This is a genomic window from Variovorax paradoxus (assembly GCF_030815855.1).
Taxonomy (GTDB): Bacteria; Pseudomonadota; Gammaproteobacteria; order Burkholderiales; family Burkholderiaceae_C; genus Variovorax; species Variovorax paradoxus_M.
The window spans coordinates 5,509,052-5,535,334 of sequence record NZ_JAUSXG010000001.1; the positions used below are offsets into that span (position 1 = coordinate 5,509,052).

A 26,283-nucleotide genomic window follows, 5' to 3' on the forward strand; every position below is an offset into this window, starting at 1 on the left:
TCGCAGCCATTCGTCGGCTCGGCCGGTCGGCACAATCAGCGCAATGACTTCCCGCGCAGCGCCGCTCGAGGCGACCGCCCTCCCATCGAAAGCCATCGGCACCGTGCGCGCCGGCTTGGTGGCGTTCCCTTTTCTGTGCCCGCTGGTCGCCGGTCCATCTGTGCAGGCTTGGCAGTTGCTGGCCACCTGGATCTGTGTGGCGGCGCTGCTTCTTGCCGTTCCAGCCGGCGCGCCGGCGCGCGGTGTCTGGGCCTGCCTGGCGACCGGAATGGCGGCAGTCGTGCTTTCCTCGCACGGCACGGCAGCCCTGTGGTTGCCAGTTGCGGTGGTATTGGCGGCGATGGCGGCCGCCGCTTGCGTGGGAGCGGGCATGGCGCGCGGCGGTCCGCCCGCTTCCGGGTTCCTGGCGACCGGCATCCTCGCAGCCGGCCTGGTCAGCGCCGTGCTCGGCCTGCTCCAGTACTACGGCCTGGCCGAACCTCTGGTGCCCTGGACCACCACACCCGCGCTGGGTCAGGCGTACGGCAACCTGCGCCAGCGCAACCAGTTCGCCACGCTGATCAGCATGGCGCTGGTGGCGGCGCTGTGGATTCATGCCACGCAGCCGTCAGTGCGCACCAGGCGCTGGCTCGCGGCGGCTGCGTTGCTGCTGTTGGTGGCTGCGGCGGCGTCCACCTCGCGCACGGGCCTGCTTCAACTGCTGTCGATCGTGGGCGTTGCCGCCTTCATCGCGCGGCGGGAGCGGCGCGGTGTGGCCGGCAAGACAGGCATTCGCTTCAGTTTGCCGCCGCCGCTCGTGCTGCTGGCCATGGTTCCGATCTACTTCGCTATCGCCTGGGTGCTGCCGCAGCTCACGGCCAGCGAGGTGGAAGGAATGATGCGCCGCCTGCAGGAGGGCGCGCCGGGCGACCACACGCGAGTGATTCTGTGGCGCAACGTGCTCACGCTGATCGCCGAGCACCCGTGGACGGGGTGGGGCTGGGGCGAACTGAGCTTTGCGCACTACAGCACGCTGTACGTGGGGCCGCGGTTCCCCGAAATTCTGGACAACGCGCACAACCTGCCGCTGCACTTGGCCGTGGAACTGGGCATTCCGGCCTCGGTGCTGATCTGCGGCGGCTTCATCTGGATGGTGCTGGCGGCACGGCCCTGGCGCGAACGCGATCCGGCGCGGCTCATGGCGTGGGGCATGCTGGGCGCCATCGTGCTGCACAGCCTGCTCGAATACCCGCTCTGGTACGGGCCGTTCCAGCTGGTGTTCGGGCTGTGCCTGGGAATGCTGTGGCCGAGCCGAGGCGGGGATGCCCAGCTTGCCTCATTGCGGCAACGCCTCAAAGCCGGATGGCTCGAAGCGCCCATGCTGTCGGCGGTGGCGGCTGCCGTGTTGACGGCGGTGGTCGGCTATGCCACCTGGGACTACATCCGCATCAGCCAGATCTACCTGCCGCGCGACGAGCGGCTGCCGGCCTATGAAGACGATACGCTGGCCAAGGCAAAGGCCTCTTGGCTCTTTGCAAGGCAGGTGGGTTTTGCCGAGCTGACGCTCACCAAGGTCACGCCCGCCAACGCCGCCGAGATGCATTCGCTGGCCGAGCGTACGCTGCATTTTTCGCCCGAGCCGCGCGTGATCGTCAAGCTGATCGAAAGCGCCGAGTTGACGGGGCGGGACCAGGAAGCCTGGGCGCAGGCGGAGCGCTTCCGCATTGCCTTTCCGGTGGAATACGAGCGCTGGCTGAAGGGGCAGCCGGTCGACGAGCGAACGCCCTAGCTAGCCAGCGACGTAGCTCCCGGATTTTCCGCCGTGCTTCTCCAGCACATGCACATCGGTGATCCGCATCCCCCGGTCCACCGCCTTGCACATGTCGTAAATGGTGAGCAGCGCCACTTGCACGGCAGTGAGCGCTTCCATTTCGACACCGGTCGGGCCCACGGTTTCGACCGTGGCGGTGCAGACCACCTGCGGCGCCTGGCCCGCTTCGGCCAATGCGAACGCGAGCGCCACGCGCGTGAGCGCGAGCGGGTGGCACAGCGGAATGAGGTCGCTGGTCTTCTTGGCAGCCTGGATGCCGGCGATACGGGCGATGCCAAGCACGTCGCCCTTTTTTGCGGTGCCCGATTCGATCAGCGCCAGCGTGGCGGGCAGCATCTCGATACGGCCGGTGGCCACGGCCACGCGGTGGGTAGCGGGCTTGGCCGCGACGTCGACCATGTGGGCCTGGCCCTGAGCGTCGAAATGGGTGAGGGAGCTCATGTGTGAACGTTCGGTGTGAAGGTGCATCATACGAGCCCGAGCCATGGACGAGGAATGCGCGCTTGACTCCTTCTGCCGATAAAAAAAGCCGTCTCACACCCGCATTCACGCCCGCATTGCGGTCGTTGTGCGCTTCCGTTTTAATAGCGTGCCAGGTGATGCTGCCGGTGCCCGCCCGTGCCCAACTGCAAGTGCTGCCGGGCCTGGGCGACGGCGGCGAAATGACGGCCAGCGCCGAGCGCCAGCTGGGCGACCAGATTGCGCGCGAGCTCTACCGCGACACCGACTACATCGACGATCCGGTGGTCGCAGCCTACGTGCAGGAGATCTGGCAGCGCCTCTTGGCCGCCGCACGCCAGCGCGGCGAACTCACGCCCGAGCTCGACGAGCGCTTTGCCTGGGTCGTCCTGCTGGGCCGCGACCGCAACATCAACGCCTTCGCGCTGCCGGGCGGCTACCTGGGCCTGAACATGGGCCTGATCGCCACGGTCGGCAGCCGCGACGAACTGGCGACGGTGCTCGGGCATGAGCTGTCGCACGTCACGCAGCGCCACATCTCGCGCATCATGAGCAAGCAGGGCAAGCAGATGCCGCTCATGCTGGCCGGCCTGATCCTCGGCATGATCGCGGCCACCAAGAGCCGAAGTCCCGACGCGGGCCAGGCCGTGATCATGGGCAGCCAGGCGCTCTTCATGCAGAACCAGCTGAGCTTCTCGCGCGACATGGAGCGCGAAGCCGACCGCGTCGGTTTCGGCGTGATGACGCAGGCGGGTTTTGCGCCGCAGGGCGCGGCGGCCATGTTCGAAAAACTGCAGTACGCCTCGCGCCTCAACGACAACGGCTCGTACCCCTATCTGCGCAGCCACCCGCTCACGTCCGAGCGCATCTCCGACATGCAGGGGCGCTTCCAGTTCCGCATCGACACGGCCCCGGCGATGCCGTTGGCCATGGACCACGCGATGATCGCCGCACGCGCGCGCGTGCTCACGCGGCCGGGTGTCGATGTGCTGCGGCTCTGGGTCGACGCCGCCGCCAGCGGTGAGTTCGCCAGGAGCAGCCAAGCCCAGCAGGCCGGCGCGCTTTACGCGGCGGCCTTGTCAGCCAAGGAGCTGCGCGATTTGAAGTCGGCACGCGCCTTGGCCGAGCGGCTGACGGCGCGCACCGCCGACGACGCCTCCGCCGCCAAGCTGGCACGTTGGCTCAACGCCGAGATCGAACTAGCCGGCGGCGGCGCCCCCAAGGCCGCCAGCCTGCTCGACGCTAAATCCAAAGAACGGCCCGAGATGCTGCTCGCGGCCGATGCCGCCGTGGCCACCCGCCAGCCCGCGCCGATGGTGCCGGTGTTGCGCGACTGGGTGGCAACCAATCCGCGCGACGCCACTGCCTGGCGCGCCTTGGCCAATCTGTATGGCGCGCAGAACGACACCTTGCGCGCGGTGCGCGCCGATGCGGAAGCCAATGTCGCCATCCTCGACTACCCCGCGGCCCGCGACCGCTTCAAGGCCGCGCAAGAACTGATGCGCAAGCCGGGCGCGCCCATCGACCACTACGAGGCGTCGATCATCGACACCCGCGCGCGGGCCGTGGAGGTGATGGTGAAGCGGCAAGCCGAAGAGCCGCCGCTGAAGTGATGGGCGCGGGGCTCAGCGCTTCGAAAGAAGCCCGCCCAGCGCAGCTTCGATGACCAGGCCCAGCAGCGAGTAGATCAGCGAGCCGATCAGCGCTGCCACGAAACCGCTGACCTGAAACCCCGCGAGCAGGCCGGATGCGGCCCAGAACAACAAGGCGTTGATCACGAACAGGAACAGCCCGAGCGTGACGATGGTGACCGGCAGCGTCAGCACCACCAGCACTGGCCGGACGATCATGTTGAGCAAGCCGATGACCGCCGCGGCAATCAGCGCGGAGCCGAAGCTGTTGACCTGGACACCGCTGTAGAGATAGGCCACCGCCAGCAGCGCGACGGCGCTGAGCAGCCATTTGATGATGATGCGCATGCGCCGCAGGATACCCCAGCAGTTCCAAAACAACGAGCCCCGGCGCGTTGCCGCACCGGGGCTCGTCAGGGAAGGCGTTGTGGCCTCAGGCGGGCGAATTATTCGGCGAGCTCGTTCGCCAGCACCAGCAAGGCGCCCATGCCCATCACGGCACCCGGAAAGGCCCAGCCCGATTGGCGCGGCGGCGTCTGTTCGGGCGTGACCGGCTCCAGGTCGACGCCGATCTTCGGGCGGCGCGCATCGACCACGTGGGTGGCCGAATGCTCGCGCTTCAGTTGCTGTGTCAGCTCTGCCAGCGGGCCCTTGGCCAGCACCGCGGTCACCTGCCCGCCGTTGCGTTCGAGCATGGGCAGCAGCTGCGCCTGCACCTTGCTGAACCACTTGGCGCGCCAGTTCTCGCGTGCGCTGTGGCTCACCCATTTGCTGATGCGGTGCGTCATGCGCGGTGCGCAAGCCACCAGCACCCAGTGGCGCGCCACGACGCTGCCGGCGTCCGGAGCGAGTTCGGCGAACTGCTCGGCGGCATAGCCGGCGTCGTCGACATAGAGAATGATCTTTTCCATGAGGCGCTCCTTAGGTCGTTAGGGTGGCAGAGTCCGGGCTATAGGGGAAGGGCATTTTTGCTGAGAGCGGCGAGCGCTCAGCTGCTCGTGATTGCTTCGGCGGGCTTTTGGCGCGCCTGGCGCATCGCCACCCATTTGCCGATGACCAGCACCAGCAGCGCACCGGCCACACCGGCTGCGTACCTGATCACGTCGCTCTGCGGCACCTTCGGCACCCAGGTCCAGGCCGCGGTGTTCGCCAGCGCGGGGTCGGACACGGCCATCGTGCCGGCGATCCAGCCCAGCAGCATGCCGCCGGCCGTGATGATGATCGGGAAGCGGTCCATCAGCTTGATGACCAGCTGGCTGCCCCAGACGATGATCGGAATGCTCACCAGCAGGCCGAAGACCACCAGCGGCATCTGGTGGGCCTGGCCGGCGCCCTGAGCGGCGCCTGCAATGGCGATCACGTTGTCCACGCTCATCACCAGGTCGGCCACGATCACGGTCTTGACCGCGCCCCACAGCTTGTCGCTGGCGGCAATGTTGCCGTGTGCATCGTCATGCTCGGGGGCCAGCAGCTTCACACCGATCCACAGCAGCAGCACGGCGCCCGCGAGCTTCAGGAACGGAATGGCCAGGAGCGTGAGCGCGAAGAAGATCAACACCACGCGCAGCACGATGGCACCGGCGGTGCCCCACAGAATGCCCTTGGTGCGCTGCGCCGGCGGCAGCTTGCGGCAAGCCAGGGCAATGACGACGGCGTTGTCGCCGCCGAGCAGGATGTCGATCATGATGATCTGACCGACCGCGACCCAGAATTCCGGGGTCATGAACTGTTCCATAGGTTCCTCTTGTCTTCGCGCGGTCCGTCCATCCCAGGCTGGATGGCGACAGTCCGCCGCATGCGTTGCATTTCGATCCATCCCGTACAGGAACGTCGAAGCGATGGCGAAGACCGGGCGATGACCGGGGATTCAGGAACGCTTCGACCAAACCTGCGCAGGTTCAAATCGAAGGTCTTGCTCGACAACGCGCACCCAAGGGCACGCGTTGCCCGCCAGGCCGGAAGTGTTGTGCTTCGTATTGACGACCTGGCGAATTCCGCCGTTGTGCACGGCGGTCGGGAGCTACTCCCCTTCGTGGGGGGATTAGAGCATCGAGGCCCCCGTTCTGGCAACCCGAAAATTTCAAGGCTTCAAAAGGAATGCTCCCGAAAGCCCCATGAACATTGGCTTGGGCGCTATGTGTTTCGTAGCCCCTATAACCTTCGGGCGGCGTGGGACATTGCCGGACTATGATCGCCGCTCGCTGTTTTTTCTCTCTTCATGGCCGCCATTCACATCACCGACATCGAGGCCGCCATCAACCATTGGCGCGAGAAGAGTCCCTCGCCCGACGGCGTCACGCTGGCGCCCGAGTTGCGCGCGCTCGCCGAGGTGTATGCGCTCATGGTGTTCCACCATGAAGACGAAGTCGACGAAACCGGCTTCCCCGCAAAGGCATGGGCCGCCTGGCTCGACTGGTATCACAGCACGCCCGACACCCCGTGCATTGCCATCTGCTCCACCAGCCAGGGCGACGACCAGTGCAAGGGCTGCGGCCGCAGCTTCGACGAGGTGCAGCACTGGCCCGCGATGTCGCCGGCCGAAAAACGCGTGACCTGGCGCCGCATCACCATGGAAGATTCGGCCTGGCGCTTCAACAGGTACGCCGAACGGGCGCGCGAGGCCGAGCCGCCGAAATGGCCCGACGACCCGGCCGAACCGCTCGGCCCCGACGACACGCCCTGAGAAAGAGGCCACCGCATGCGCCGCCTCGCCCAAGCTCCGAACCTCGCGATTGCGGCCCTGTGGGTGCATGCGCTGCGCGAGGAGGGCCTCGAGGCGACGGTTCAGCGCGAGTTTCTCGGCGCCGTGATGGGCCAGCTGCCGCCCGACCAGTGCCTGCCTGAAATCTGGATCGACGACGAAGCGCAGTTCGAGCGCGCGCAGCAGGTGCTGCATGCAGCGCAGCATCGGCCGCAGCGCAACTGGCAATGCGTGTGCGGCGAGCGGATCGAAGGCGGCTTCGAGCAGTGCTGGCACTGCGGCGAGATGATGCCGGCGCTCTAGGCTACTTCCAGCGCAGCAGTTCGACGTCGATGCTGTGCGTGCCGTCGCCCAGTGTCAGCGTGTTTTCCTGAATGGTCGCCTGCAGCTGCATGCTGCGCTGCGCCAGCGCGGCCAGTGCCTGGGAGGCTTCCGTCGGCACCCGGTAAACGGACAGGTTCTGCGGCCGCGTGAGCTTGTTCTCGATGCCGCGCCACCAGATCTCGGCCGCGTGGTTGAAGCAATAGACGATCACCTCGTCCGACTTGCCGCAGGCCTTGATGATGGGCTTGTCCTCGGGCTGGCCGACCTCGATCCACAGCTTCGTCTCGCCCGTGAAATCGCGCAGCCACACATCGGGCTCGTCCACGTTCGACAAGCCCGCGCCGAAAGCCAGCGTGCCGTCGCCCTGGCACACGTCCTGCAGCTTGTAGGCGTTGAGCGCGAGCGCGACGAGCCGGATCATCATCCGCTCGTCGGTCTCGCTCGGGTGGCGCGCCAGGGTCAGCGCATGGTCGGCGTAGTAGCCGTGGTCGATATCGGCCACCGCGAGGGCGGCCTTGAAGATGGTGGATTTGAGGGCCATGGGTGCGCGAGTGTATGCGCGCGCTCAATCTCTCAGATTCGGCTGGCGAGCTCCGCAGCCTTGCCCACGTAGCTTGCCGGTGTCATGGCCAGGAGCCGTTCCTTTTCCGCTTCGGGAATATCGAGCGAGCGGATCAGGCCGTGCAGCGCTTCGGCCGTGACCGTCTTGCCGCGCGTCACTTCCTTGAGCTGCTCGTAGGCGCCCTGCACGCCGAAGCGGCGCATCACCGTCTGGATCGGCTCGGCCAGCACTTCCCACGAGGCGTCGAGGTCTTCGGCCAGCGCTTCTTCGTTGAGCTCCAGCTTGCCGAGGCCCGTGGCCAGGCTCGCATAGGCCAGCGTGGCGTAGCCGAAGGCCACGCCGATGTTGCGCAGCACCGTGCTGTCGGTCAGGTCGCGCTGCCAGCGGCTGATCGGCAGCTTCTCGCTCAGGTGGCGCAGCACCGCGTTGGCGAGGCCCAGGTTGCCTTCGGCGTTCTCGAAATCGATCGGGTTGACCTTGTGCGGCATGGTCGAAGAGCCGATTTCGCCCTTCTTGAGCCGCTGCTTGAAGTAGCCCAGGCTCACATAGCCCCAGATGTCGCGCGAGAAGTCGATCAGGATGGTGTTGGCGCGCGCCACGGCGTCGAACAGCTCGGCCATGTAGTCGTGCGGCTCGATCTGGATGCTGTACGGCTGGAAGCTCAGGCCCAGGCCGAGCGGCGCCGGCGTTTCGATGACCTTGCGGCTGAACGCCTCCCAGTCGAAATCGGGCCAGGCCGCGAGGTGGGCGTTGTAGTTGCCCACCGCGCCGTTCATCTTGCCGAGCAATTGCACCGCGGCAATCTGAGCCCGAGCCTTCGAGAGGCGCACCGCGACGTTCGCGATTTCCTTGCCGACCGTGGTCGGGCTCGCGGTCTGGCCGTGCGTGCGCGACAGCATCGACACGCCGGCGAACTGGTGCGCCATTTCGCGCAGCTTGGCAATCAGCCCGTCGATGGCCGGCAGCACCACTTTCTCGCGCGCGGCCTGGATCTGCAGCGCATGGCTGGTGTTGTTGATGTCTTCGCTGGTGCAGGCGAAGTGCACGAACTCGGCTGCGGCCAGCAATTCCGGCCGCGCTTCGAACTTGGATTTGATCCAATATTCGACCGCCTTCACGTCGTGGTTGGTGGTCTTCTCGATGTCCTTGATCGCCAGTGCATCGGCCTCCGAGAAGTGGGCAACCAGCCCCAGCAGGTACTTGCGGGCGCCGCCCGTCAGGGGCTTGAATTCAGCGAAGCCGCAGTCGGACAGCGCAATGAACCACGCCACCTCGACCTGCACGCGCCGGTGCATATAGCCCTGTTCGCTCATCAGCGGGCGCAATGCCGCGAGTTTGGCCGCATAGCGGCCGTCCAGTGGGGAGAGGGCGGAAACGGTGGAAAAGCTCATGCCCGAATTTTAGGCGGCATGCGCCGACGCCCGTTCGCGACAGTTCGAACCGGCCTTTTTCAGCGTTCCCCTAAAATAGGCACGAACAAACGTTATCAAAGCAAAGGGAGAGAGCCTTCATGAAACTGATCGGATCGGCCGCCAGCCCTTATGTGCGCAAGGTGCGCGTGGTGCTGGCCGAGAAGCGGCTCGACTACCAGTTCGTGATCGAAGATGTCTGGTCCGCCGACACCACCATCGCGCACTCCAACCCGCTCGGAAAAGTGCCCTGCCTCATCATGGAAGGCGGCGAGGCGATGTTCGACTCGCGCGTGATCGTCGAATACCTCGACACGCTGTCGCCGGTCGGCAAGCTCATTCCCCAGCAGGGCCGCGAGCGCGCCGAGGTCAAGACCTGGGAAGCGCTGGCCGACGGCGTCATGGACGCCGGCGTGCTCTGGCGCCTGGAAGCCACCTGGAGCGGCCGCGGCGACGGCGAGCGCAGCGCCACCTGGATCGAGCGCCAGCGCGCCAAGGTCGAGGGCGGCATTGCCGCCATGGCCAAGGGCTTGAGCGACAAGCCCTTCTGCAGCGGCATTCACCTGAGCCTGTCGGACATCGCGGTGGGCTGTGCGTTGGGCTGGGTCGGCTTTCGCTTCCCCGAAATCGACTGGCGCGGCGAGCACTCCAATCTCGCGAAGTTGTACGACAAGCTGATGCTGCGGCCCAGCTTCATCGACACGCAACCCTGAAACGAAAAAAAGGCGCCTCTGGCGCCTTTTTGGTTTTTCGAGGGCGCTTCGTGCCGCGCCACCGCCCGTACGGGAAATATAAAAATGCTGCGAGGCGCCCCGACGCGAAGGAGGGAGGGAGGGAGGAGGAGAAGAATCACCTCGGGATTTCGACCAGACGAGAGACGCCCGGAAGACCTCGCAACATGAAAACCGGAGGGCATTTGCTGCCCACGCTCTGTATGAGGACAGTGTGCCAGCCCGGTTCCCGGTCCGGTGGTAAACGTTTGTGACGATCAGTTCGCAGGTACTACGAAGCGATCGATAAAAACATCTGCCCGAACCCAGCCGCCGGTCAGTTCGACGCCGCGAGCTGGCTCTCGATGACCTTCACGAACGCGGCCTCGTCGGGTGCCGTCATGCTCGACCACGCCTGAACCACCTTGCCGTCCCGGCCGATCAGGTATTTGTAGAAATTCCACTTCGGCGTGGTGCCGGAGGCCAGCGCCAGCTGCTTGAACAGCGGATTCGCGTTGGCGCCGCGCACCGACGATTTCGCGAACATCGGAAACTTCACGCCGAAGGTGCTTTCGCAAAAATCGGCAATTTCCTTGTTGGAACCCGATTCCTGCGAAAAATCGTTCGAAGGAAAGCCCAGCACCACCAGTCCGCGCGAGCGATATTTGTTGTCCAGCGCTTCCAGGCCCTTGTATTGCGGCGTAAAGCCGCAGAAGCTCGCGGTGTTCACGACCAGCACCACCTTGCCGGAGTACTGGCACAGAGATTGGGGTTTTTCATCCTGCAACCTTGGGAAGGTGTGTTGCAGGGTGGCCGGGCAAGCCGCGGCGGTGCCGTCGGAAGGGGCGGCGGCCATCGCGGGAGAGGGGGGGGCAGAGGGGTTGGCGGGGGCCTGGGCACCCGCCGTGCCAGCGGCAAACAGGCATGCTGCCAGTGCGGCGGCCGGTGCGCAGCGCCTGGGCGCCGACAATCGGGTGGGGGTTCGCATAGGGGCTCCTGGTACAAAAAGAGGTGTGTGATTGCGTGTCGGCGGGGCTCGCATGCCCGCATCATCGCGCGTCTGTCACGGATGCGCCGAACAGGCCGACTAAAATCGGCGGCCTTAGAAAGATTTTGATGCTTTATCCGGAACTCTTCAGACAACTCGAATCTGTCCGCTGGGACATGGACAAGGACATTCCCTGGCAGTCGTTCGATGCTTCGCTGCTGTCCGAAGAACAGGCGCAAACCATCAAGATGAACGCCATTACCGAGTGGGCGGCGCTGCCGGCCACCGAAATGTTCCTGCGCGACAACCGCCACGATAGCGACTTTTCGGCTTTCATGTCGATCTGGTTCTTCGAGGAGCAGAAGCACTCGCTGGTGCTCATGGAGTACCTGAAGCGCTTCAGCCCCCAGCACGCGCCCACCGAGCAGGAACTGCACGAGGTGCGCTTCGACTTCGACCCGGCGCCGCCGCTCGAAACCCTGATGCTGCATTTCTGCGGCGAGATCCGCCTCAACCACTGGTACCGCCGCGCCGCCCAGTGGCACACCGAGCCGGTCATCAAGCACATCTACACCACGCTGAGCCAGGACGAAGCCCGCCACGGCGGCGCCTACCTGCGCTACATGAAGCGTGCATTGGAAAAGTTCGGCGACGAGGCCCGTGCCGCGTTCACCAAGGTCGGCGTGCTGATGGCCAGCGCGCGCCGCACCGCGCAGGCGCTGCATCCGACCAACCTGCACGTCAACAAGGCGCTGTTCCCGAACGACACCATCCAGAGCCGCATGCCCGACCCGGACTGGCTCGAGCACTGGCTCGACAAGCAGATCAAGTTCGACGCCGTCTGGGAAACCAAGGTCGGCGAGCGCATCCTGCACAACCTGAGCCTGCTGATGAACCGCAGCTTCAAGACCGTGCAGGAGCTCAACCGCTACCGCAAGGAAGTTTCCGCCAGCCTCGGGCCCAAGGCCGAGTACCAGGGCGCCTGAGAACCTCGCCCCGCATGTCGGGGCTTTTTTTTGCGCACGGTGTCACACCCGCAGGGTGCCAAACGTCTAACCGGGCATGGACGACCCAACCCTTACCTTCGACAGCCACCGCCGCCGCCTGCAAGGCATTGCCTACCGCATGCTCGGCTCCGTCGCGGAGGCCGAAGAGGTGGTGCAGGACGCCTGGCTGCGCTGGCACGAGGCCGACAAGGCTGGTCTGGACAGCGCCGAAGCCTGGCTGGTCACTGTCGTCACGCGGCTTTCGATCGACCGGCTGCGCGCCGCCAAGGTCCAGCGCGAGCACTACATCGGCCCCTGGATGCCCGAGCCGACGCTGACCGAGGCGCCGCACACCCCGGAACAGCTGCTCGAGCGCGCCGACAACATCTCCGTTGCCTTCCTCGCCGTGCTCGAGCGCCTGGCACCGGAGGCGCGCGCGGCTTTCCTGCTGCGCGAGGTGTTCGACGCCGACTACGAAGAAGTGGCCCGCACGCTCGGCAAGAGCGAGGCCGCCTGCCGCCAGCTGGTGCACCGCGCCAAGGCCCAGGTGCAGGAGGCACGCCCGCGCTTCCAGGTGTCGCGTGAAACCCACTTGCGCCTGCTGCGCGCCTTTGCCGATGCCGCCGCGCGCGGCAGCCTGCAGGAGCTGAAGGCGCTGATGGCCGAGGATGTCGAACTCATCGGCGACGGCGGCGGCAAAGTGCAGACCTTCAGCAAGATGCTGCGCGGCAGCCAGCGCCTGGCACAGCTTTATTTCGCGCTCTGGCGCCGCATGGGCGCGGCGGTGCGCATGGAGCTGGTGGACATCAACGGCGAGCCGGGGCTGCTGCGCTTCGTCGACGGCCAGCTCGAGTCGGCCCAGACCTTCGAGATCGAGGGCGAGCGCATCGTTCGCATCCGCGCGCAGCGCAACCCGGACAAGCTGGCACGCATCGCGCAGCTTTTTTCTTCGAAATAGTTCGCGCGGCGTGTCACAGGGCCGGGGTCTGGCCCGTCTTCAGTGGGTAGCAAGCAGATTTCTTGTCTCAACCACCTGGAGTACACGCCATGAGCACCACCATTGCCCCCCGCCTCACCTGGTACAAGACCGCCCCCAAGGCCTTTCAGGCCATGATCGCCGTCAACGGCGCCTTCGAATCGAGCACGCTCGGCAAGGTGCTGATCGACCTCGTCTTTGCCCGCGTCTCGCAGATCAACGGCTGCGCCTACTGTCTCGACATGCATGTGCGCGACCTGCGCCAGCAGGGCGAAGACTGGCAGCGCATCAACAGCCTGGCCACGTGGCGTGAAGTGAGCTTTTTCAACGAGCGCGAACGCGCGGCACTCGACTGGGCCGAAACGCTGACGCGCCTGGCCGACCATCATGCGGACCGCGACGCCGAGTTCGAGGCGCTCAAGGCGCATTTCAGCGAGCTCGAAATTGTCGAGCTCTCGATCGCCATTGCGCAGATCAATGCATGGAACCGCATGGGTGTCGGCATGCGCTCGCAAGTGGCGGCCAAGGAAATGCCTTGAACCCGCGGCACTGAATCCGCGGTCAGCGGCGCTCGACGACCATCGGCGCAATGCGCAGGCTCTCGCGCAGCTGCGTGACGGCTTCGCCGGCTTCATTGCGCGATGCAAAGGGCCCGGCCTGCAGACGGTGCGTGCCGGCCTCGCTGAACACGCGCAACTGCGGCGCCAGCGAAGGCAGGCCGCGCGCCGCCTGGCTGCGCAGGCTCTCCGCGCCATCGCGCTCGCGGAAGGCGCCGAGCTGCACCCAGTAGCCGGCCGCCGCGGCGGAAGACGGTGTGGCCGCCGACGGTGCGGCGGCCGGCGCTACCGGCGCCGACAAGGGCGCCATCGGCGCAAGGTCGGTCACCACCATGGGCTGGCGCGGCGGCGGCATGGCGTCGTCCGGCGGAGGGATCGGCGCCGCCGCCTGCGCGACCGGTTCCATCGGCGGCGTCGGCTTCATCGAAGCTGCCGGCGCCATCGGTGTTTGCGGAACCACCGGCATCGTCGAGGCCTCCGGCGCATTCATCGCCACGGGTGCCACCCAGGCCGAAGGCACGCCCACCGATGCGGCCGCAGCGCGGCGCGATGGCGCCGGCACCGGCGACGCCGAGGCATACGCGGTTCCTGGATCGCGCCGCCACGCGCCGGTACGGATGTCTTCGTTCGTGATGCGTTCGATCTCCACCGGCGCCACGCCGCGCAGCAGGTCGAGTTTCAGTGCGGCCGTGTAGCTCAGGTCGATGACGCGGCCATCGACAAACGGGCCGCGGTCGTTCACCCGCACGATCACCTCGCGCCCGTTGGCCGGATTGCGCACCCGCACGTAGCTCGGCAGCGGCAGCGTCTTGTGCGCGGCGGTCATGGCGTACATGTCGTAGGGCTCGCCGCTCGCGGTCGATGCGCTGTGGAACTTGCGGCCGTACCACGAGGCAATGCCCGATTCGCGGAACGGCCGGTCGTCGGTGATCGGCTGGTAGGCCCGGCCCAGCACGGTATAGGGCTTGCTGGTGCCGCCGTTGCCGCGAATGGCTTCGATCCGGGGCTCGGCATCGGGCACGCGGTCGAGGTCCGACGGAATGTTCGTGCCGGGGCCGTCACGGCCGCTCAGCGCGCCGCCGCCGCTGCGCGTGCCGCTCGCGCAACCGGCCAGAAGGACAGTAACGGCCACCGCGCAGGCAGCCAGCGCGGCGGTGGCGGGGGTGCCGGCCCGCTCAGCCAAACACGGCCTTCCACAAGGCCAGCATGGCGTCGCGCTCAGCAGCCAAGGCCGGCGGCGTGACCTGGGTCGGCTCTTCATTGAGGCGCGCGCGGTGCTGCACGCGGCGCAACTCGCGGTAGGCCGCGGCGGCATGGCGGCCGACCCCGGCGGGCAGCAGCCCGGCGTCCTCCGCGCGCACCAGCAATGCGATGTTGCCGACGTTGGGAATGAGATCCGGGTGCTCGCCCGACGACGACAGCACCAGGAATTGCACCGCGAACTCGGCATCCACCATGCCGCCCGGGCTGTGCTTGACGTCGAAGCGGTCGGCCTTCACCGGCCTGGCGCCGCGTACCTTGTCGCGCATGGCGATGATTTCGGCCTTCAGCGCTTCGCGGTTGCGCGGCGACACGATCACGGCTTGGCGCACCTCATCGAAGCGCGCACCCAGTTCGGCGCTCCCCAGCACGAATCGCGCGCGCGTCATGGCTTGGTGCTCCCAGGTCCACGCCGTGTTGCTGCCGCGTCCCAGCTGGTACTTCTCGTAGGCTTCGAAGCTGGTGGTGAGCAGGCCCGAATTGCCGTTCGGCCGCAGCGCGGTGTCGATCTCGAACAGATCGCCCTCGCGCGTCTTCACGGTCAGCCAGTTGATCAGCTTGCGCACATAGGCCGCATACACCTCGCCCGCACGCTCGTCGTCATCGTCGTAGACGAACACGATGTCGAGGTCGCTGCCGTAGCCCAGTTCTTTTCCGCCCAGCTTGCCGTAGCCGATGATGGCGAACTGAGGCACCTCACGATGGCGGTTGCGCACGTGCGGCCAGCACCAGCGGGCGGTCACCCGCAGCGTGGTGTCGGCCAGCGCGCTCAGGTCGTCGGCCACCTGCTCCACCGTGATGCGGCCGTCCACGTCGCGCGCCAGCGTGCGGAACACTTCGGCATGGTGGGCGTGGCGCAGCAGGTTCAGCAGGCGCTCTTCGTCGGCTTCGCCGGTGCGGCTGAGCGAGGCGTGGCGCGCTTCGAGCTCGCGTTCGAACTCGGCCGCCACGAAGCGGCCCGAGAGCATTTCGCCGCTCGCGAGCTCGTCGATCACGCCCGGGTGCTGCATCAGATAGCGCGCTGGCCATTTTGCGGCGCCCAGGAGCCGCAGCAGCCGTTCCTGCACCGCCGGCCGTTCGACGAGCAGTGCCAGGTAGCTCTCGCGCCGCAGCAGCGGCTCGATCCAGTCGACCCAGCGCAACGCCGCATCCACATGGCGCGGCGTCTGTCCGGGGCCGTCGCCGTCGGGCTCTTTGAGCCATTGCCCGGTGCGCTGGACGAGCTGGCGCAGCCGCGCCCGCGTTTCCTCGCGCAAGGCCAGCACGCGCGGTTGCTCGCACCAGTTGCGAATGCGCTCGGCAAACACGGGAGGCAAGTCGTCGAGCAGATCGGCCAAGTCGGCCGGTGCCGCGGCCTTCTTGCCGTTGCACTTGCCACTGCAGGGCTTCTCGCCGCCGAGCAGCTTGTCGAACTCTTGCGCGACCAGTTCCCGGTGCGTATCGAGCTGTTCGAGAAAGGGGCAGCAGTTGGCATAGCCCATGGTCTGCGCGATCCAGCGCAGGTCGTCGTCGGCCACCGGCAGCACATGGGTCTGCTGGTCGTCCAGGTACTGGATGCGGTGCTCCACGCGGCGCAGGAATTCGTAGGCCGCGGCCAGCGCGTCGGCGGTTTCCTGCGGCATCAGGCCGGCACGCGCGAGGCGCTGCAGCGCGTCGAGCGTGGGCCGGGTCCGCAGCTCGGGGAACTGCCCGCCGCGCACCACCTGCAGCAGCTGCACGGTGAATTCGATTTCGCGAATGCCCCCGCGCGAGAGCTTGACGTCGTTGGCGCGCTCGGGCCGACCCGCGCTGCGCCGGGCCGACTGCTCGCGAATCTGCCGGTGCAGCGTGCGCAGCGAATCGAAAACGCTGTAGTCGAGGTAGCGGCGGAACACGAAGGGCAGCACCGTGGCGCGCAGGCTCTGCGCAAGGCCTTGCGACACGATGTCGCGCGGCGCCACCACCCGGCTCTTCATCCAGGCAAAGCGCTCCCACTCGCGGCCTTGCACCTGAAAATATTCTTCCAGCGCGTCGAGCGACACCACGCTCGGCCCGGAGTTGCCGTTCGGCCGCAATGCCAGGTCGACGCGGAACACGAAGCCGTGTTCGGTGGTGTCGCCCACCAGCGCGTAGATGCGCTTCACGGCGCGCGAGAAATACTCCTGGTTCGAGAGGCGGCCGCGGCCGTCGGCATCGCCGCGGGTTTCGCCGTCCAGGTCGTACAGGTAGATCAGGTCGATGTCGCTCGACACGTTGAGCTCGCGCGCGCCGAGCTTGCCCATGCCCACCACCCAGAGCTGCGCGCGCTGGCCTTCGGGGCCAAGCGGCGCGCCATGCACCGCGTCGAGTTCCTGGCAGACCTCGCGGCAGGCGATGTCGAGCGCGAACTCCGCGAGCTCGGTCACGGCGGTGGTGACGACGGCGAGCGGCGCCTGGGCATCGCAATCGAGCGTGACGAGCCGCTCCATCACGAGCTGCCGCACAATGCGCAGCGCGTCGCCAACGCTGTCGCCGCGTTCTCGCAATGCGCCGTAAGCCTTCGACATCGACTCGCGCCGCGGCGCACCGGGAGAAAGCAATGCAAGCTCGGCCGCATACCTGCGGCGCAGGCGCTGGACGAAGCGCGAATAGGAAGAAAACGCGACCTCGATCGCGATCGGTGGCGTGGCTGGCAACTGGTTCACACTGATATCGGTTTCCGTGGAACCCCTCTGAATGCTGGCGGTCATAATTCCCGACACAGCGCGATCCTCAATGAACGACACGGCGTCTCCCCCTTCACGTCTGCTCAAGATCACCGCTGCGACGGCGCGCTGGCTGTTGGGTTTGCTGATCGCTGCATGGCTTCTGCTGGCACTGTCAGTGGTTGTCCTACACGCATGGATTGTGCCGCGAATCGGCGATTACCGCGGCGCCCTGGAAGCACAGGCTAGCAAGGCCATCGGCGTGCCGGTGCGCATCGGCTCGATCACCGCCCGTTCCGAGGGGCTATTCCCGGCCTTCGAACTGCGCGACGTGGTGCTGCAGGACGCGCAGAAGCGCGAGGCCCTGCGCCTCGTGCGCGTGGTGGCGAGCGTGTCGCCGCGCTCGCTGTGGCGCCTCAACTTCGAGCAGCTCTATATCGAGGGGCCGCAGGTCGACGTGCGGCGCGATGCGCTGGGCAAGCTGCACGTGGCCGGCCTGCACATGTCCAACGACACCACCGGAGAGACCCGCGCCGCCGACTGGTTTTTCGCTCAGCGCGAACTCGTGGTCGAAGGCGGCACCGTGCGCTGGACCGACGAGCAGCGCCAGGCCGAGCCGCTGTTGCTGACCGACGTGCGCTTCGCGGCGCGCAACGCCGGCCGGCGCCACGGCCTGCGGCTCGATGCCACGCCGCCGGCCGGCTGGGGCGAGCGCTTCACCCTGCGCGGCCAGTTCCGCCAGCCCCTGCTGTCGGTGCGCTCCGGCCGCTGGCAAGCCTGGGACGGCCAGCTCTACGCCGACCTGCCCTACATGGACGTCACGCGCCTGGGCCGCTATGTCTCCATCGATGCACGCATCCGCGAAGGCAGCGGCGCACTGCGCCTCTGGGCCGACGTGAAGGACGGCCAGATCGTCGGCGGCGCGGCCGACCTCGGGCTCAACCGCGTCGATGCGTCGCTGGGCCGCGGGCTGCAGCCCCTGGTGCTGCGCTCGGTCACCGGCCGTCTCGCGGGCCAGCTGAACGAAGAGAACCTCGAGTTCTCGACCACCGCCTTGCAGTTCGACACCGTGGACGGCATGCGCTGGCCCGGCGGCAACCTGTGGCTGCAGCACTCGCCTGCGCGCGGCCGCACGCCGGAGCATGGCGCCTTGCGTGCCGACCGGCTCGACCTGGCCGCACTGGCCCTGATTGCCGACCGCCTGCCGCTGGGGGAGGCCACGCACCGCGTGCTCGATGCCTATGCCCCGCGGGGGCTGGTCGAGCGCATCGACCTGAACTGGCAGGGTTCGCTGGGCGCGCCCGAGCGTTATCAGGCCAAGGGGCGGGTCAGCGGCCTGCGGGTCGCGTCGCAACCCGCTCCGCCCGCGGTGGCCGCCGCTCCCAAAGCCGGCGCCTCGGCCACCCCCCGACCCCACGCCGGCTCGCCCGGCCTGAGCGGCGCCACTATCGAGTTCGACGCCACGCACACCGGCGGCACCGCAGCATTGGCGCTGGCGCAGGGCACGCTCGAATTCCCGGGCGTGTTCGAGGAGCCCACCATTCCCATCGACCGGCTGGCGGCACAGCTCCAGTGGAAGCTCGACAAGGGCCATGCCCAGTTGCAGGTGTCCAAGCTGCGGTTCGCCAATGCCGATGCCGAAGGCGAGGCCGAAGCCAGCTGGCGCACCAGCGATCCCGCCGTGTCCGCCGGCCAGGCGCTCTACCCGGGCGTGCTCGACCTGCAGGGCCGGCTGACCCGCGCCGACGGCACGCGCGTGTTCCGCTACCTGCCGCTCGAAATTCCGCAGCACACGCGCGACTACGTGCGCCAGGCGGTCACCAAGGGCACGGCCAGCAGCGTGGACTTCCGCGTGCGCGGCGACCTGCACGACATGCCGTTCATGGATCCGAAGCAGGGCGAGTTCCGCATCGTCGCCAAGGTGGCGGACGTCAACTATGCCTACGTGCCGCCGGCCTCGGCCCTTGCGGCATCCACGGCTTCCACAGCGTCCACCGCCTCCAAAGCCGCCGCCACCGCTCGGCCCGGCACGCCCGCGCCGGTCTGGCCCGCCCTCACCGGCGTTTCGGGCGAGCTGGTGTTCGAGCGCGCCGGCATGCTGGTGCGCAATGCGCGCGGCCGGCTGGCCGGCGCGGCCGGCATCGAGGTGACCAAGGCCGAGGCGCAGATTGCCGACATGTCGCACCATGCCGCGCTGCTGCGCGTCGATGCCCAGGCCAAGGGGCCGCTCGGCGAGCTGCTGCACGTGGGTGCGCCGCTGGCCGGCGAAACCGGCGAGGCGCTGTCGCGGGCGCGCGCCACCGGCTCGGCCGACTACCGGCTGCATCTGGAACTGCCGCTCGAGGCGATGGATGCCGCCAAGGTGCAAGCCAGCATCGAACTCTCCGGCGGCAACGAACTGCAGTTCGTGCCAGAAGCCCCGTCTTTCACGCAGGCCAAGGGCACGGTCAGTTTTACCGAAACGGGCTTTGCGCTGGCCGGCGTCCAGGCCCGGCTGCTCGGTGGCGACATCCGTCTCGAAGGCCGAGGCCGCTTCGCCGGCGCCAACCGCGAGGTGGCCTTGAAGGCGCAAGGCACGGCCACGGCCGAGGGGCTGCGCGGTGCGCGCGAGGCCGAGTGGTTGGGCCGGCTCGCGGCCAAGGCCACCGGCAGCACGCCCTATGCGGCCACCTTCTCGATGCGCGACGGTGCACCCGAGTTCTCTTTCACCAGCACGCTGCAAGGCCTGGCCTTGCAAATGCCCTCGCCGCTCGTGAAGACGGCCGACGAGCAGATGCCGCTGCGCATCGAAAAGAAAGTGCTGCAGCGCGAAACTCGCGCAGGCGTTTCGGTGGCGGTGCAGGACGAACTTTCGCTCGAACTCGGCCGCGTCGGCGCGGCGCAGTATGTGCGCGACATCTCCGGCGTTGAAGCGCGCGTGCTGCGCGGCGGCATCGGCATCGGCCTGGCCTCAGGCGAAACCGCCAGCGTGCCCGAGAGGGGCGTGCTGGCCAATGTCAACATCGCCAAGTTCGACATGCCCGCATGGAAAGCCCTGGTCGGCGCCGCCGCGGCTGGGGCAACCGAGGGAGCGGGCGGTGGCGAGCGGCCCGAGGACGCGGCCATGGGCTACCTGCCCACACGCATCGCGGTGCGCGCACAGGAGTTGGCCATTGAAGGCCGCACGCTGCACAACGTGGTGCTCGGCGGCACGCGCGACGGTTCGCTCTGGCGCGCCAACATCGACGCCACCGAACTCAGTGGCTATGCCGAGTACAGCCACTCGCAGGCCGGTCGCCTCTATGCGCGGCTCGCGCGGCTCAAGATCGCGCCGACCGAGGCCACGCAGGTCGAAACGCTGCTCGACGAGCAACCCGGCACGCTGCCCGCGCTCGATATCGTCATCGACGACTTCGAGCTGCTGGGCAAGCGGCTCGGCCGCGCCGAAATCGATGCCGTCAACCGCGGCGGCGCGGGGCGCGAGTGGCTTCTCAACAAGCTGAGCTTCACCATGCCCGAGGCGAGCTTCGCGGCCAAGGGCACCTGGGCCGCGAGTTCCGGCGCCACGCCCGGACGCTCCGAGCGGCGCCGCACCGCCATGAGCTTCAGGCTCGACATCGCCGACGCCGGCGATCTGCTTGCGCGCTTCGGCATGCCCGGCGTCCTGCGGCGCGGCAGCGGACGGCTCGAGGGCGATGTCAACTGGCGCGGCTCGCCGTTCTCGCTCGACTACCCGAGCCTGGGCGGACAGCTGCAAGTCAATGTCGGATCGGGCCAGTTCCTCAAGGCCGATCCCGGACTCGCCAAGCTGCTCGGCGTGTTGAGCCTGCAGGCGCTGCCGCGCCGGCTCACACTCGACTTCCGCGACGTATTCAGCCAGGGTTTCGCTTTCGACTTCATTCGCGGCGACGCGAGAATCACCAACGGCGTGGCGAGCACCAACAACCTGCAGATGAAGGGCGTCAACGCCGCCGCGCTGATGGACGGCTCGGCCGACATCGTGCGCGAAACGCAAGACCTGCGCGTGGTGGTGGTGCCCGAAATCAATGCCGGTACGGCCGCGCTGGTGGCCACCGCCATCAACCCCGCCATCGGCCTGGGCACCTTCCTCGCGCAGTGGGTGCTGAGCAAGCCGCTCGCCGCCGCCGCCACGCAGGAGTTCCACATCGAAGGCACCTGGGCCGACCCCAAGATAGCCAAGGTGCCACGATCCATCCTGCCGAACAGCTCGAGCTTTCCCGCAGCGCCGGCTGCGGCGGAAGGCAAGAAAACGGAGACCACGCAATGAAAGTCGCAGCCATCCAGATGGTGTCGGCCATCGCCCGCGAAGCCAATCTTGCACGCGCCCACGGCCTGCTCGCGCAAGCCGCCGCGGCCGGCGCCGAGCTGGCGGTGCTGCCCGAGTATTTCTGCATGATGGGCGCGCGCGACACCGACAAGCTCGGCCTGCGCGAAACCGCCGGCGCCGGCACCGTGCAGGGCTTTCTTGCCGATGCGGCGCGCGAGTTCGGGCTGTGGATCGTCGGCGGCACGCTGCCCATCGAGAGCACCGATGCCGAGCACGTGTTCAACAGCTCGCTGTGCTATTCGCCGGACGGCCAATGCGTCGCCCGCTACGACAAGATCCACCTGTTCTATTTCGACAACGGCACCGAGCGCTACGACGAGCGCCGCGTGATCGCACCGGGCTCCGCGCCCGTGGTGTTCGACCTGCCCTCGCGCGACGGCCACCGCTGGCGCGTGGGCATGAGCGTTTGCTACGACCTGCGCTTTCCCGAGCTCTACCGGGCACTCGCCAAACAAGGCGCCGACCTGCTGCTGGTGCCCAGCGCCTTCACCCGCACCACGGGCGCCGCGCACTGGGAGGTGCTGCTGCGCGCGCGTGCCATCGAGAACCTGGCCTGGGTGGTGGCGCCCGCGCAAGGCGGCACGCACGAGAACGGCCGCCAGACCTGGGGCCAGTCGATGGTGGTCGACCCCTGGGGCACGGTGGTGGCGCAGCAGGCCAGCGAGGAAGGCGTGGTGCTGTTCGACATCGACGCAGGTCAGACGGGTCGCATGCGCGCCCAGCTACCCGTTCTCTCGCACTGCGTTCTCTAGATGCAGGATGTGCTGACCGCCGCATCGCCACGGTGGGCGCTGTCCGCGTTCGCACGCCTGCGCTCGCTGTGGCAGCGCTGGTTCCTGTGGCTGCTGCTGGCCGTGCTGGTGTCCGCGTTGCTGGTCACCGTGGTCTGGCTCGCCGGGCGGCACGAGATCGAGCAGGTCCAGGCGACACTCGACCGCGACACGGCCGACGCGGTGTCCGACCTTCGCATCGGCTTGCAGCGCAATGCCCAGAGCCTGCGTGCCACGCAGGCTTCGGGGCTCGACCGCACGCACTGGCCCGAAGCCGCGGCGACGCTGCTGCGCGAGCATCGCGAGTGGCTGCGACTCGAGTGGCGCGACACCGCGCTGCGTCCGCTCGAAGCGGCGAACACGCCCTTCCGCATGCGCTTGATCGACGACGAGAGCCGCGGCGCCGACCAGACCGACGTGGCGCTGGCCTGCACCGCGGCGCGCAAGCTCGGCGCGCCCGCGTATTCGCCGAGCCACTTCGTGCCGGTGCTCGGCGGAGGCGGCGTCGAAGTGATGGAGCTCTGCGTGCCCATCGACGCGGGTGGCTTCCTCGTGGCGAGCTACTCGCTGCGCGACACGCTCATCGAACTGGTCGGCCCCACGCTCACGCGCGGCCAGGAGGTGGCATTCACCGAAACCGACGGCACGCGGCTGGTGGCGCTCGGCACCTCGCGCCGCACGGGAACGCGCGTCTTCACCTCGCAGCAGCTCATCGACCTGCCCGGTGCCGCGCTGATGCTGCGCGTGGACGGCTGGCGCGCCGCGCCCGATCTTTTTCCGAACGTGCTCACGGCGCTGGTCACCGCCATCTCGATCGCGCTGGTGTCGGTGCTGGTACTGCTGGCGCGCGACACGCGCCGCCGGCTGCGCGCCGAGCGCGACCTGGCCGATGCGCTCGCCTTCCGCAAGGCGATGGAAGACTCGGTCATCACAGGCCTGCGCGCGCGCGACCTGCAGGGCCGCATCACCTACGTCAATCCGGCGTTCTGCGAAATGGTCGGCTTCAGCCCCGAAGAGCTCATGGCCGACAGCGGCGAATCGCCCGAGGTGCCCTACTGGCCCACCGAACTGGCGCACGAATACCAGCAGCGGCAGGTGCGGCGCCTGGCCGGCGGCATGCCGCCGCGCGAGGGCTTCGAGTCGGTCTTCATGCGCAAGGACGGCACGCGTTTTCCGGTGCTCATTTTCGAAGCCCCGCTGATCAACGCGCAGCGCGTGCAGACCGGCTGGATGAGCGCCTTCATCGACGTCAGCGAGCAGCGCCGCATCGAAGAGCTCTCGCGCGCCAGCCAGGAGCGCCTGCAGGCCAGCGCGCGGCTTGCCACGGTGGGCGAAATGGCTTCGCTGCTGAGCCACGAACTCACGCAGCCGCTGGCCGCCATTGCCAGCTATGCCACCGGTTCGCTCAACATGCTCGGCCCGAATGCGAAGGGCGAGCAGGCCGAAGTGGCCATGGCGGTGCGGCGCATTGCCGAGCAGGCCGACCGCGCCGGCCAGGTGATTCGCAGCGTGCATGACTTCGTGCGCCGGCGCGACCGCACGCGCGAGGCGGTGGCGCCGCAGGCGCTGATCGACGCGGTGCTGCCGCTGGTGCGGCTGCAAGCGCGCAAGCTCGGCGTGAGCATCGAAGTGGTGCTCGAAGACAGCCTGCCGCTGGCCATGTGCGACCGCACGCTCGTCGAGCAGGTGCTGCTCAATCTGGCACGCAATGCCATGCAGGCCATGGACATGCCGGACAATGCCGGAGAACGGGTGCTGCGGCTGCGCGTGGCGCGCGCCGTCGCGGTGGGCGGCACCGGCGCGGAGGACGCGCGGCGCTGGCTCGAGTTTTCGGTGGCCGACCTCGGCAGCGGCATCAGCGAAGAGGTGGCGAGCCGCCTCTTCACGCCCTTCTTCACCACGCGCGCCGATGGCATGGGGCTTGGCCTCAGCCTGTGCCGCACCGTGGTGGAGCAGCACGGCGGCGTGTTGATGTTCGAGCCCAACCGGCCTCGGGGCACGGTGTTCCGCTTTACCTTGCCGGCGGCATGACCCTTTGTGGGCTGCCGCGGCGACACTTGAAACGACTGATATGCAACCGTTGATCGATGGGCTCATCTTCATCGTGGACGACGACGCCAGCGTGCGCGAGGCATTGGCCTGGCTGCTGCGCTCGCGCCGCCTCGAAAGCGAGCACTTTGCAAGCGCCGAGGCTTTCGAGCAGCGGCTGGCCGAGGGGCCGCTGCCGGAGCAGCCGCTGTGCCTCTTGCTGGATGTGCGGATGCCCGGCACCAGCGGCCTGGTGCTGTTCGACCGGCTCGCGGAGCGTGGCCTGCTGGAGGCCATGCCGGTGATCTTTCTCACCGGCCACGCCGATGTGCCCACCGCTGTCGATGCGGTGAAACGGGGTGCTTTCGATTTTTGCGAGAAGCCGTTTTCGGACAACGCACTGGTCGACCGCATCGAGCAGGCGCTGGGCGCTTCGCTTCGGGCGCTCGAAGTGCTGCGCGTGCGGCGCAGCCTGGCCGGCCGCATCGCCGAACTGACCGACCGCGAGCGCGATGTGATGCGGCTCGTGGTCGAAGGATTGCCGAACAAGCTGATTGCCGACCAGCTGGCCATCAGCGTGCGCACGGTGGAGGTCCACCGCGCGCGCGTGTTCGAGAAGATGGATGTGAAATCAGCGGTCGAGCTCGCCAACCGCTTGAGAGAGCTCTAGCGCCCTGCTGGCGTCTCAGGCCTTTTCGGCCACGAAGATTTCGACGCGGCGATTCTGCGCACGGCCGGGGGGCGTAGCGTTGTCGGCCACGGGCTCGCGCGAGCCGCGGCCGTCGGTGGTGATGGCCGTGGTCGAAACACCGCGCGCCACCAGATGGTTGCGCACGCTGTCGGCGCGGCTCACCGAGAGACGCTCGTTGCCTTCTTCGCTGCCGGTGTTGTCGGTGTGGCCCACCACGCGCACGCTGGCCGTGGTGGCGCTGCGCAGGCCTTCGGCGACCTTGTCGAGCACCTGGGCGAGATTGCGCTTCACATTGGCGCGGCCCACGTCGAACGAGAGTTCGTTGGGAACCACGAGGTGCAGCTGGTTGTCCGCGGTTTGCTCGATCACCACGCCCGTGCCCTTGGTGGAATTTTCCAACTCGGTCTTGAGCGATGCCAAGCGCGCAGTCCAGCTGTTGGAAGGCGCGGCCGACTGGGCAGCCGGTGCATTCGCAGACCCCGGCGCAGGCGATTGCGAGGCGCAGCCCGCAACGAACAATGCGGCCGCAGCCGCACCCGAAACAACAAACTTCCTCATGAGTTTTCCCTCTGAATTGACATTGAAACGATGGCGATGGGTGCCAGCCGCTCCCGCCCGGCCGGCGTTCTTTTTATGGATGCTCTATCTTTTTATCTGTCGGTTCGATCAACCTCGCGGCGCGCGCTCGCCCACGTAGATTTCGACGCGGCGGTTCTGCGCCCGGCCGCCGTCGCTGTTGTTGTCGGCAATGGGCTCACGCGAGCCGTGGCCTTCGATGCGGAAGGCGGCAGCGCTCACGCCATGTGCCACCAGGTAGTCGCGCGTGCTCGCGGCACGGTCGACCGACAGCGGGTTGTTGATGGCGTCGGAGCCGCTGCTGTCGGTGTGGCCGATGATGCGCACCTCGGCGTTCGGGTTGTTGCGCAGGCCGCTTGCGAACTGGTCGAGCACCGGCGCGAAGTTCGACTTGATGTTCGAGCGGCCCACGTCGAAGGACACGTCGCTCGGAATCTGAAGCTTGAGCTCGTTGTTCTGGGTTTGCGTCACGGCCACGCCGGTGCCTTGCGTGGCGGCTTCCATCTGGCGCTTCTGGTTTTCCATGCGCTGCGACCACAGGTAGCCGCCGAGCGCGCCGGCTGCGGCACCGACCACGGCACCGGTGCCGATGGCGCCGCGGTTGCCGCCGGTGGCCGAACCGATGGCTGCACCCCCCAAGGCGCCGATGCCGGCACCGATGCCGGTGTTGCGCTGGGTGTCGGTCATGCCGCCGGCACATCCGGACAGGACGAGGGCGGCGGCAGTGGTGGCGAGTACGAATTTTTTCATGGCAAATCCTTTTCAAGGTTGAATCAGGCGGGCCACAGCTTAGCTTCGACGAGCCTGCGATGGTACGGCCTTCCTACCTTGCAGGAAAGTGGAAAACTCTCGCAA

At 67.6% G+C, this 26,283-nt stretch carries 23 protein-coding genes; 12 read left to right on the forward strand and 11 right to left on the reverse strand.

Annotation, left to right across the window (positions count from 1 at the left end):
- Positions 1 to 43: 43 nt before the first annotated feature.
- The gene (locus QFZ42_RS26165) at positions 44 to 1,768 is read left to right on the forward strand and encodes a PglL family O-oligosaccharyltransferase (RefSeq protein ID WP_307703771.1); all 1,725 of its coding nucleotides are present in this window, start codon (positions 44 to 46) and stop codon (positions 1,766 to 1,768) included.
- On the opposite strand, the gene moaC is transcribed toward QFZ42_RS26165, so the two are convergent.
- Entirely contained in the window at positions 1,769 to 2,251 is a 483-nt protein-coding gene (gene moaC / locus QFZ42_RS26170) for a cyclic pyranopterin monophosphate synthase MoaC (protein WP_307703772.1), read from the reverse strand.
- A gap of 158 nt (positions 2,252 to 2,409) precedes the next feature.
- Here moaC and QFZ42_RS26175 point away from each other — a divergent pair, with 158 nt between their 5' ends.
- Positions 2,410 to 3,882: a M48 family metalloprotease gene (locus tag QFZ42_RS26175; protein ID WP_307703773.1), complete on the forward strand. Its 1,473-nt coding sequence runs from the start codon at positions 2,410 to 2,412 to the stop codon at positions 3,880 to 3,882.
- 12 nt (positions 3,883 to 3,894) lie between these two features.
- Here the strand turns inward: QFZ42_RS26175 and QFZ42_RS26180 are convergent, their stop codons facing one another.
- From QFZ42_RS26180 to QFZ42_RS26190, 3 genes are all read right to left on the reverse strand, one after another.
- Positions 3,895 to 4,248, reverse strand: a complete 354-nt coding sequence (locus QFZ42_RS26180; RefSeq protein WP_307703774.1) for a phage holin family protein — start codon at positions 4,246 to 4,248, stop codon at positions 3,895 to 3,897.
- A 98-nt stretch (positions 4,249 to 4,346) separates the two neighbouring features.
- Positions 4,347 to 4,811 carry a hypothetical protein gene (locus tag QFZ42_RS26185; protein ID WP_281148807.1) on the reverse strand — a complete coding sequence of 155 codons (465 nt, stop codon included), beginning with the start codon at positions 4,809 to 4,811 and terminating at the stop codon, positions 4,347 to 4,349.
- Positions 4,812 to 4,888: 77 nt separating this feature from the next.
- Positions 4,889 to 5,635: a TerC family protein gene (locus tag QFZ42_RS26190; RefSeq protein ID WP_307703775.1), complete on the reverse strand. Its 747-nt coding sequence runs from the start codon at positions 5,633 to 5,635 to the stop codon at positions 4,889 to 4,891.
- Positions 5,636 to 6,118: 483 nt separating this feature from the next.
- On the opposite strand from QFZ42_RS26190, the gene QFZ42_RS26195 reads away from it, so the two are divergent.
- Together QFZ42_RS26195 and QFZ42_RS26200 are read left to right on the forward strand one after the other, a co-directional pair.
- On the forward strand, positions 6,119 to 6,583 hold the full coding sequence (locus tag QFZ42_RS26195; RefSeq protein WP_307703776.1) for a DUF3717 domain-containing protein: 465 nt from the start codon (positions 6,119 to 6,121) through the stop codon (positions 6,581 to 6,583).
- Between the two features lie 15 nt (positions 6,584 to 6,598).
- Positions 6,599 to 6,904 carry a putative signal transducing protein gene (locus tag QFZ42_RS26200; protein WP_307703777.1) on the forward strand — a complete coding sequence of 102 codons (306 nt, stop codon included), beginning with the start codon at positions 6,599 to 6,601 and terminating at the stop codon, positions 6,902 to 6,904.
- Position 6,905: 1 nt separating this feature from the next.
- Here the strand turns inward: QFZ42_RS26200 and QFZ42_RS26205 are convergent, their stop codons facing one another.
- Positions 6,906 to 7,466 (reverse strand): YaeQ family protein, encoded by a 561-nt coding sequence (locus tag QFZ42_RS26205; protein ID WP_307703778.1) that lies wholly within the window; start codon positions 7,464 to 7,466, stop codon positions 6,906 to 6,908.
- Between the two features lie 32 nt (positions 7,467 to 7,498).
- Positions 7,499 to 8,878, reverse strand: coding sequence for an adenylosuccinate lyase (gene purB, locus QFZ42_RS26210; RefSeq protein ID WP_307703779.1), 1,380 nt, complete (start codon positions 8,876 to 8,878; stop codon positions 7,499 to 7,501).
- Positions 8,879 to 8,997: 119 nt separating this feature from the next.
- Here purB and QFZ42_RS26215 point away from each other — a divergent pair, with 119 nt between their 5' ends.
- A complete protein-coding gene (locus QFZ42_RS26215; RefSeq protein ID WP_307703780.1) occupies positions 8,998 to 9,609 on the forward strand; it encodes a glutathione S-transferase N-terminal domain-containing protein in 612 nt (203 codons plus the stop codon).
- Between the two features lie 334 nt (positions 9,610 to 9,943).
- On the opposite strand, the gene QFZ42_RS26220 is transcribed toward QFZ42_RS26215, so the two are convergent.
- Positions 9,944 to 10,594: a glutathione peroxidase gene (locus QFZ42_RS26220; protein ID WP_307703781.1), complete on the reverse strand. Its 651-nt coding sequence runs from the start codon at positions 10,592 to 10,594 to the stop codon at positions 9,944 to 9,946.
- A gap of 128 nt (positions 10,595 to 10,722) precedes the next feature.
- Between QFZ42_RS26220 and QFZ42_RS26225 the strand changes: the two genes are divergently transcribed.
- The 3 genes from QFZ42_RS26225 to QFZ42_RS26235 all read left to right on the forward strand — a co-directional run bounded on the left by QFZ42_RS26225 (position 10,723) and on the right by QFZ42_RS26235 (position 13,095).
- A complete protein-coding gene (locus tag QFZ42_RS26225) occupies positions 10,723 to 11,580 on the forward strand; it encodes a ferritin-like domain-containing protein (RefSeq protein WP_307703782.1) in 858 nt (285 codons plus the stop codon).
- Between the two features lie 76 nt (positions 11,581 to 11,656).
- Positions 11,657 to 12,538, forward strand: coding sequence for an RNA polymerase sigma-70 factor (locus QFZ42_RS26230; RefSeq protein ID WP_307703783.1), 882 nt, complete (start codon positions 11,657 to 11,659; stop codon positions 12,536 to 12,538).
- Between the two features lie 89 nt (positions 12,539 to 12,627).
- Positions 12,628 to 13,095 (forward strand): carboxymuconolactone decarboxylase family protein, encoded by a 468-nt coding sequence (locus tag QFZ42_RS26235; protein WP_307703784.1) that lies wholly within the window; start codon positions 12,628 to 12,630, stop codon positions 13,093 to 13,095.
- A 22-nt stretch (positions 13,096 to 13,117) separates the two neighbouring features.
- Here the strand turns inward: QFZ42_RS26235 and QFZ42_RS26240 are convergent, their stop codons facing one another.
- Entirely contained in the window at positions 13,118 to 14,296 is a 1,179-nt protein-coding gene (locus tag QFZ42_RS26240; RefSeq protein ID WP_307703785.1) for a septal ring lytic transglycosylase RlpA family protein, read from the reverse strand.
- Positions 14,289 to 17,081, reverse strand: a complete 2,793-nt coding sequence (glnE, locus tag QFZ42_RS26245) for a bifunctional [glutamate--ammonia ligase]-adenylyl-L-tyrosine phosphorylase/[glutamate--ammonia-ligase] adenylyltransferase (RefSeq protein ID WP_307703786.1) — start codon at positions 17,079 to 17,081, stop codon at positions 14,289 to 14,291. The genes QFZ42_RS26240 and glnE overlap by 8 nt, the downstream gene beginning before the upstream one ends.
- A 25-nt stretch (positions 17,082 to 17,106) precedes the next feature.
- Between glnE and QFZ42_RS26250 the strand changes: the two genes are divergently transcribed.
- Genes QFZ42_RS26250 through QFZ42_RS26265 form a run of 4 tightly spaced genes read left to right on the forward strand, consistent with a single transcriptional unit; the run spans position 17,107 to position 24,831 of the window.
- Positions 17,107 to 21,303 (forward strand): YhdP family protein, encoded by a 4,197-nt coding sequence (locus QFZ42_RS26250; RefSeq protein ID WP_307703787.1) that lies wholly within the window; start codon positions 17,107 to 17,109, stop codon positions 21,301 to 21,303.
- Positions 21,300 to 22,115: a carbon-nitrogen hydrolase family protein gene (locus tag QFZ42_RS26255; RefSeq protein WP_307703788.1), complete on the forward strand. Its 816-nt coding sequence runs from the start codon at positions 21,300 to 21,302 to the stop codon at positions 22,113 to 22,115. Before QFZ42_RS26250 ends, QFZ42_RS26255 begins: the two co-directional genes overlap by 4 nt.
- Positions 22,116 to 24,164, forward strand: a complete 2,049-nt coding sequence (locus QFZ42_RS26260) for a two-component system sensor histidine kinase NtrB (protein ID WP_307703789.1) — start codon at positions 22,116 to 22,118, stop codon at positions 24,162 to 24,164.
- A 40-nt stretch (positions 24,165 to 24,204) separates the two neighbouring features.
- The gene (locus tag QFZ42_RS26265; protein ID WP_307703790.1) at positions 24,205 to 24,831 is read left to right on the forward strand and encodes a response regulator transcription factor; all 627 of its coding nucleotides are present in this window, start codon (positions 24,205 to 24,207) and stop codon (positions 24,829 to 24,831) included.
- 15 nt (positions 24,832 to 24,846) lie between these two features.
- On the opposite strand, the gene QFZ42_RS26270 is transcribed toward QFZ42_RS26265, so the two are convergent.
- Together QFZ42_RS26270 and QFZ42_RS26275 are read right to left on the reverse strand one after the other, a co-directional pair.
- The gene (locus tag QFZ42_RS26270; RefSeq protein ID WP_307703791.1) at positions 24,847 to 25,410 is read right to left on the reverse strand and encodes an OmpA family protein; all 564 of its coding nucleotides are present in this window, start codon (positions 25,408 to 25,410) and stop codon (positions 24,847 to 24,849) included.
- Positions 25,411 to 25,518: 108 nt separating this feature from the next.
- Positions 25,519 to 26,178, reverse strand: coding sequence for an OmpA family protein (locus QFZ42_RS26275; RefSeq protein ID WP_307703792.1), 660 nt, complete (start codon positions 26,176 to 26,178; stop codon positions 25,519 to 25,521).
- Positions 26,179 to 26,283 lie beyond the last annotated feature (105 nt).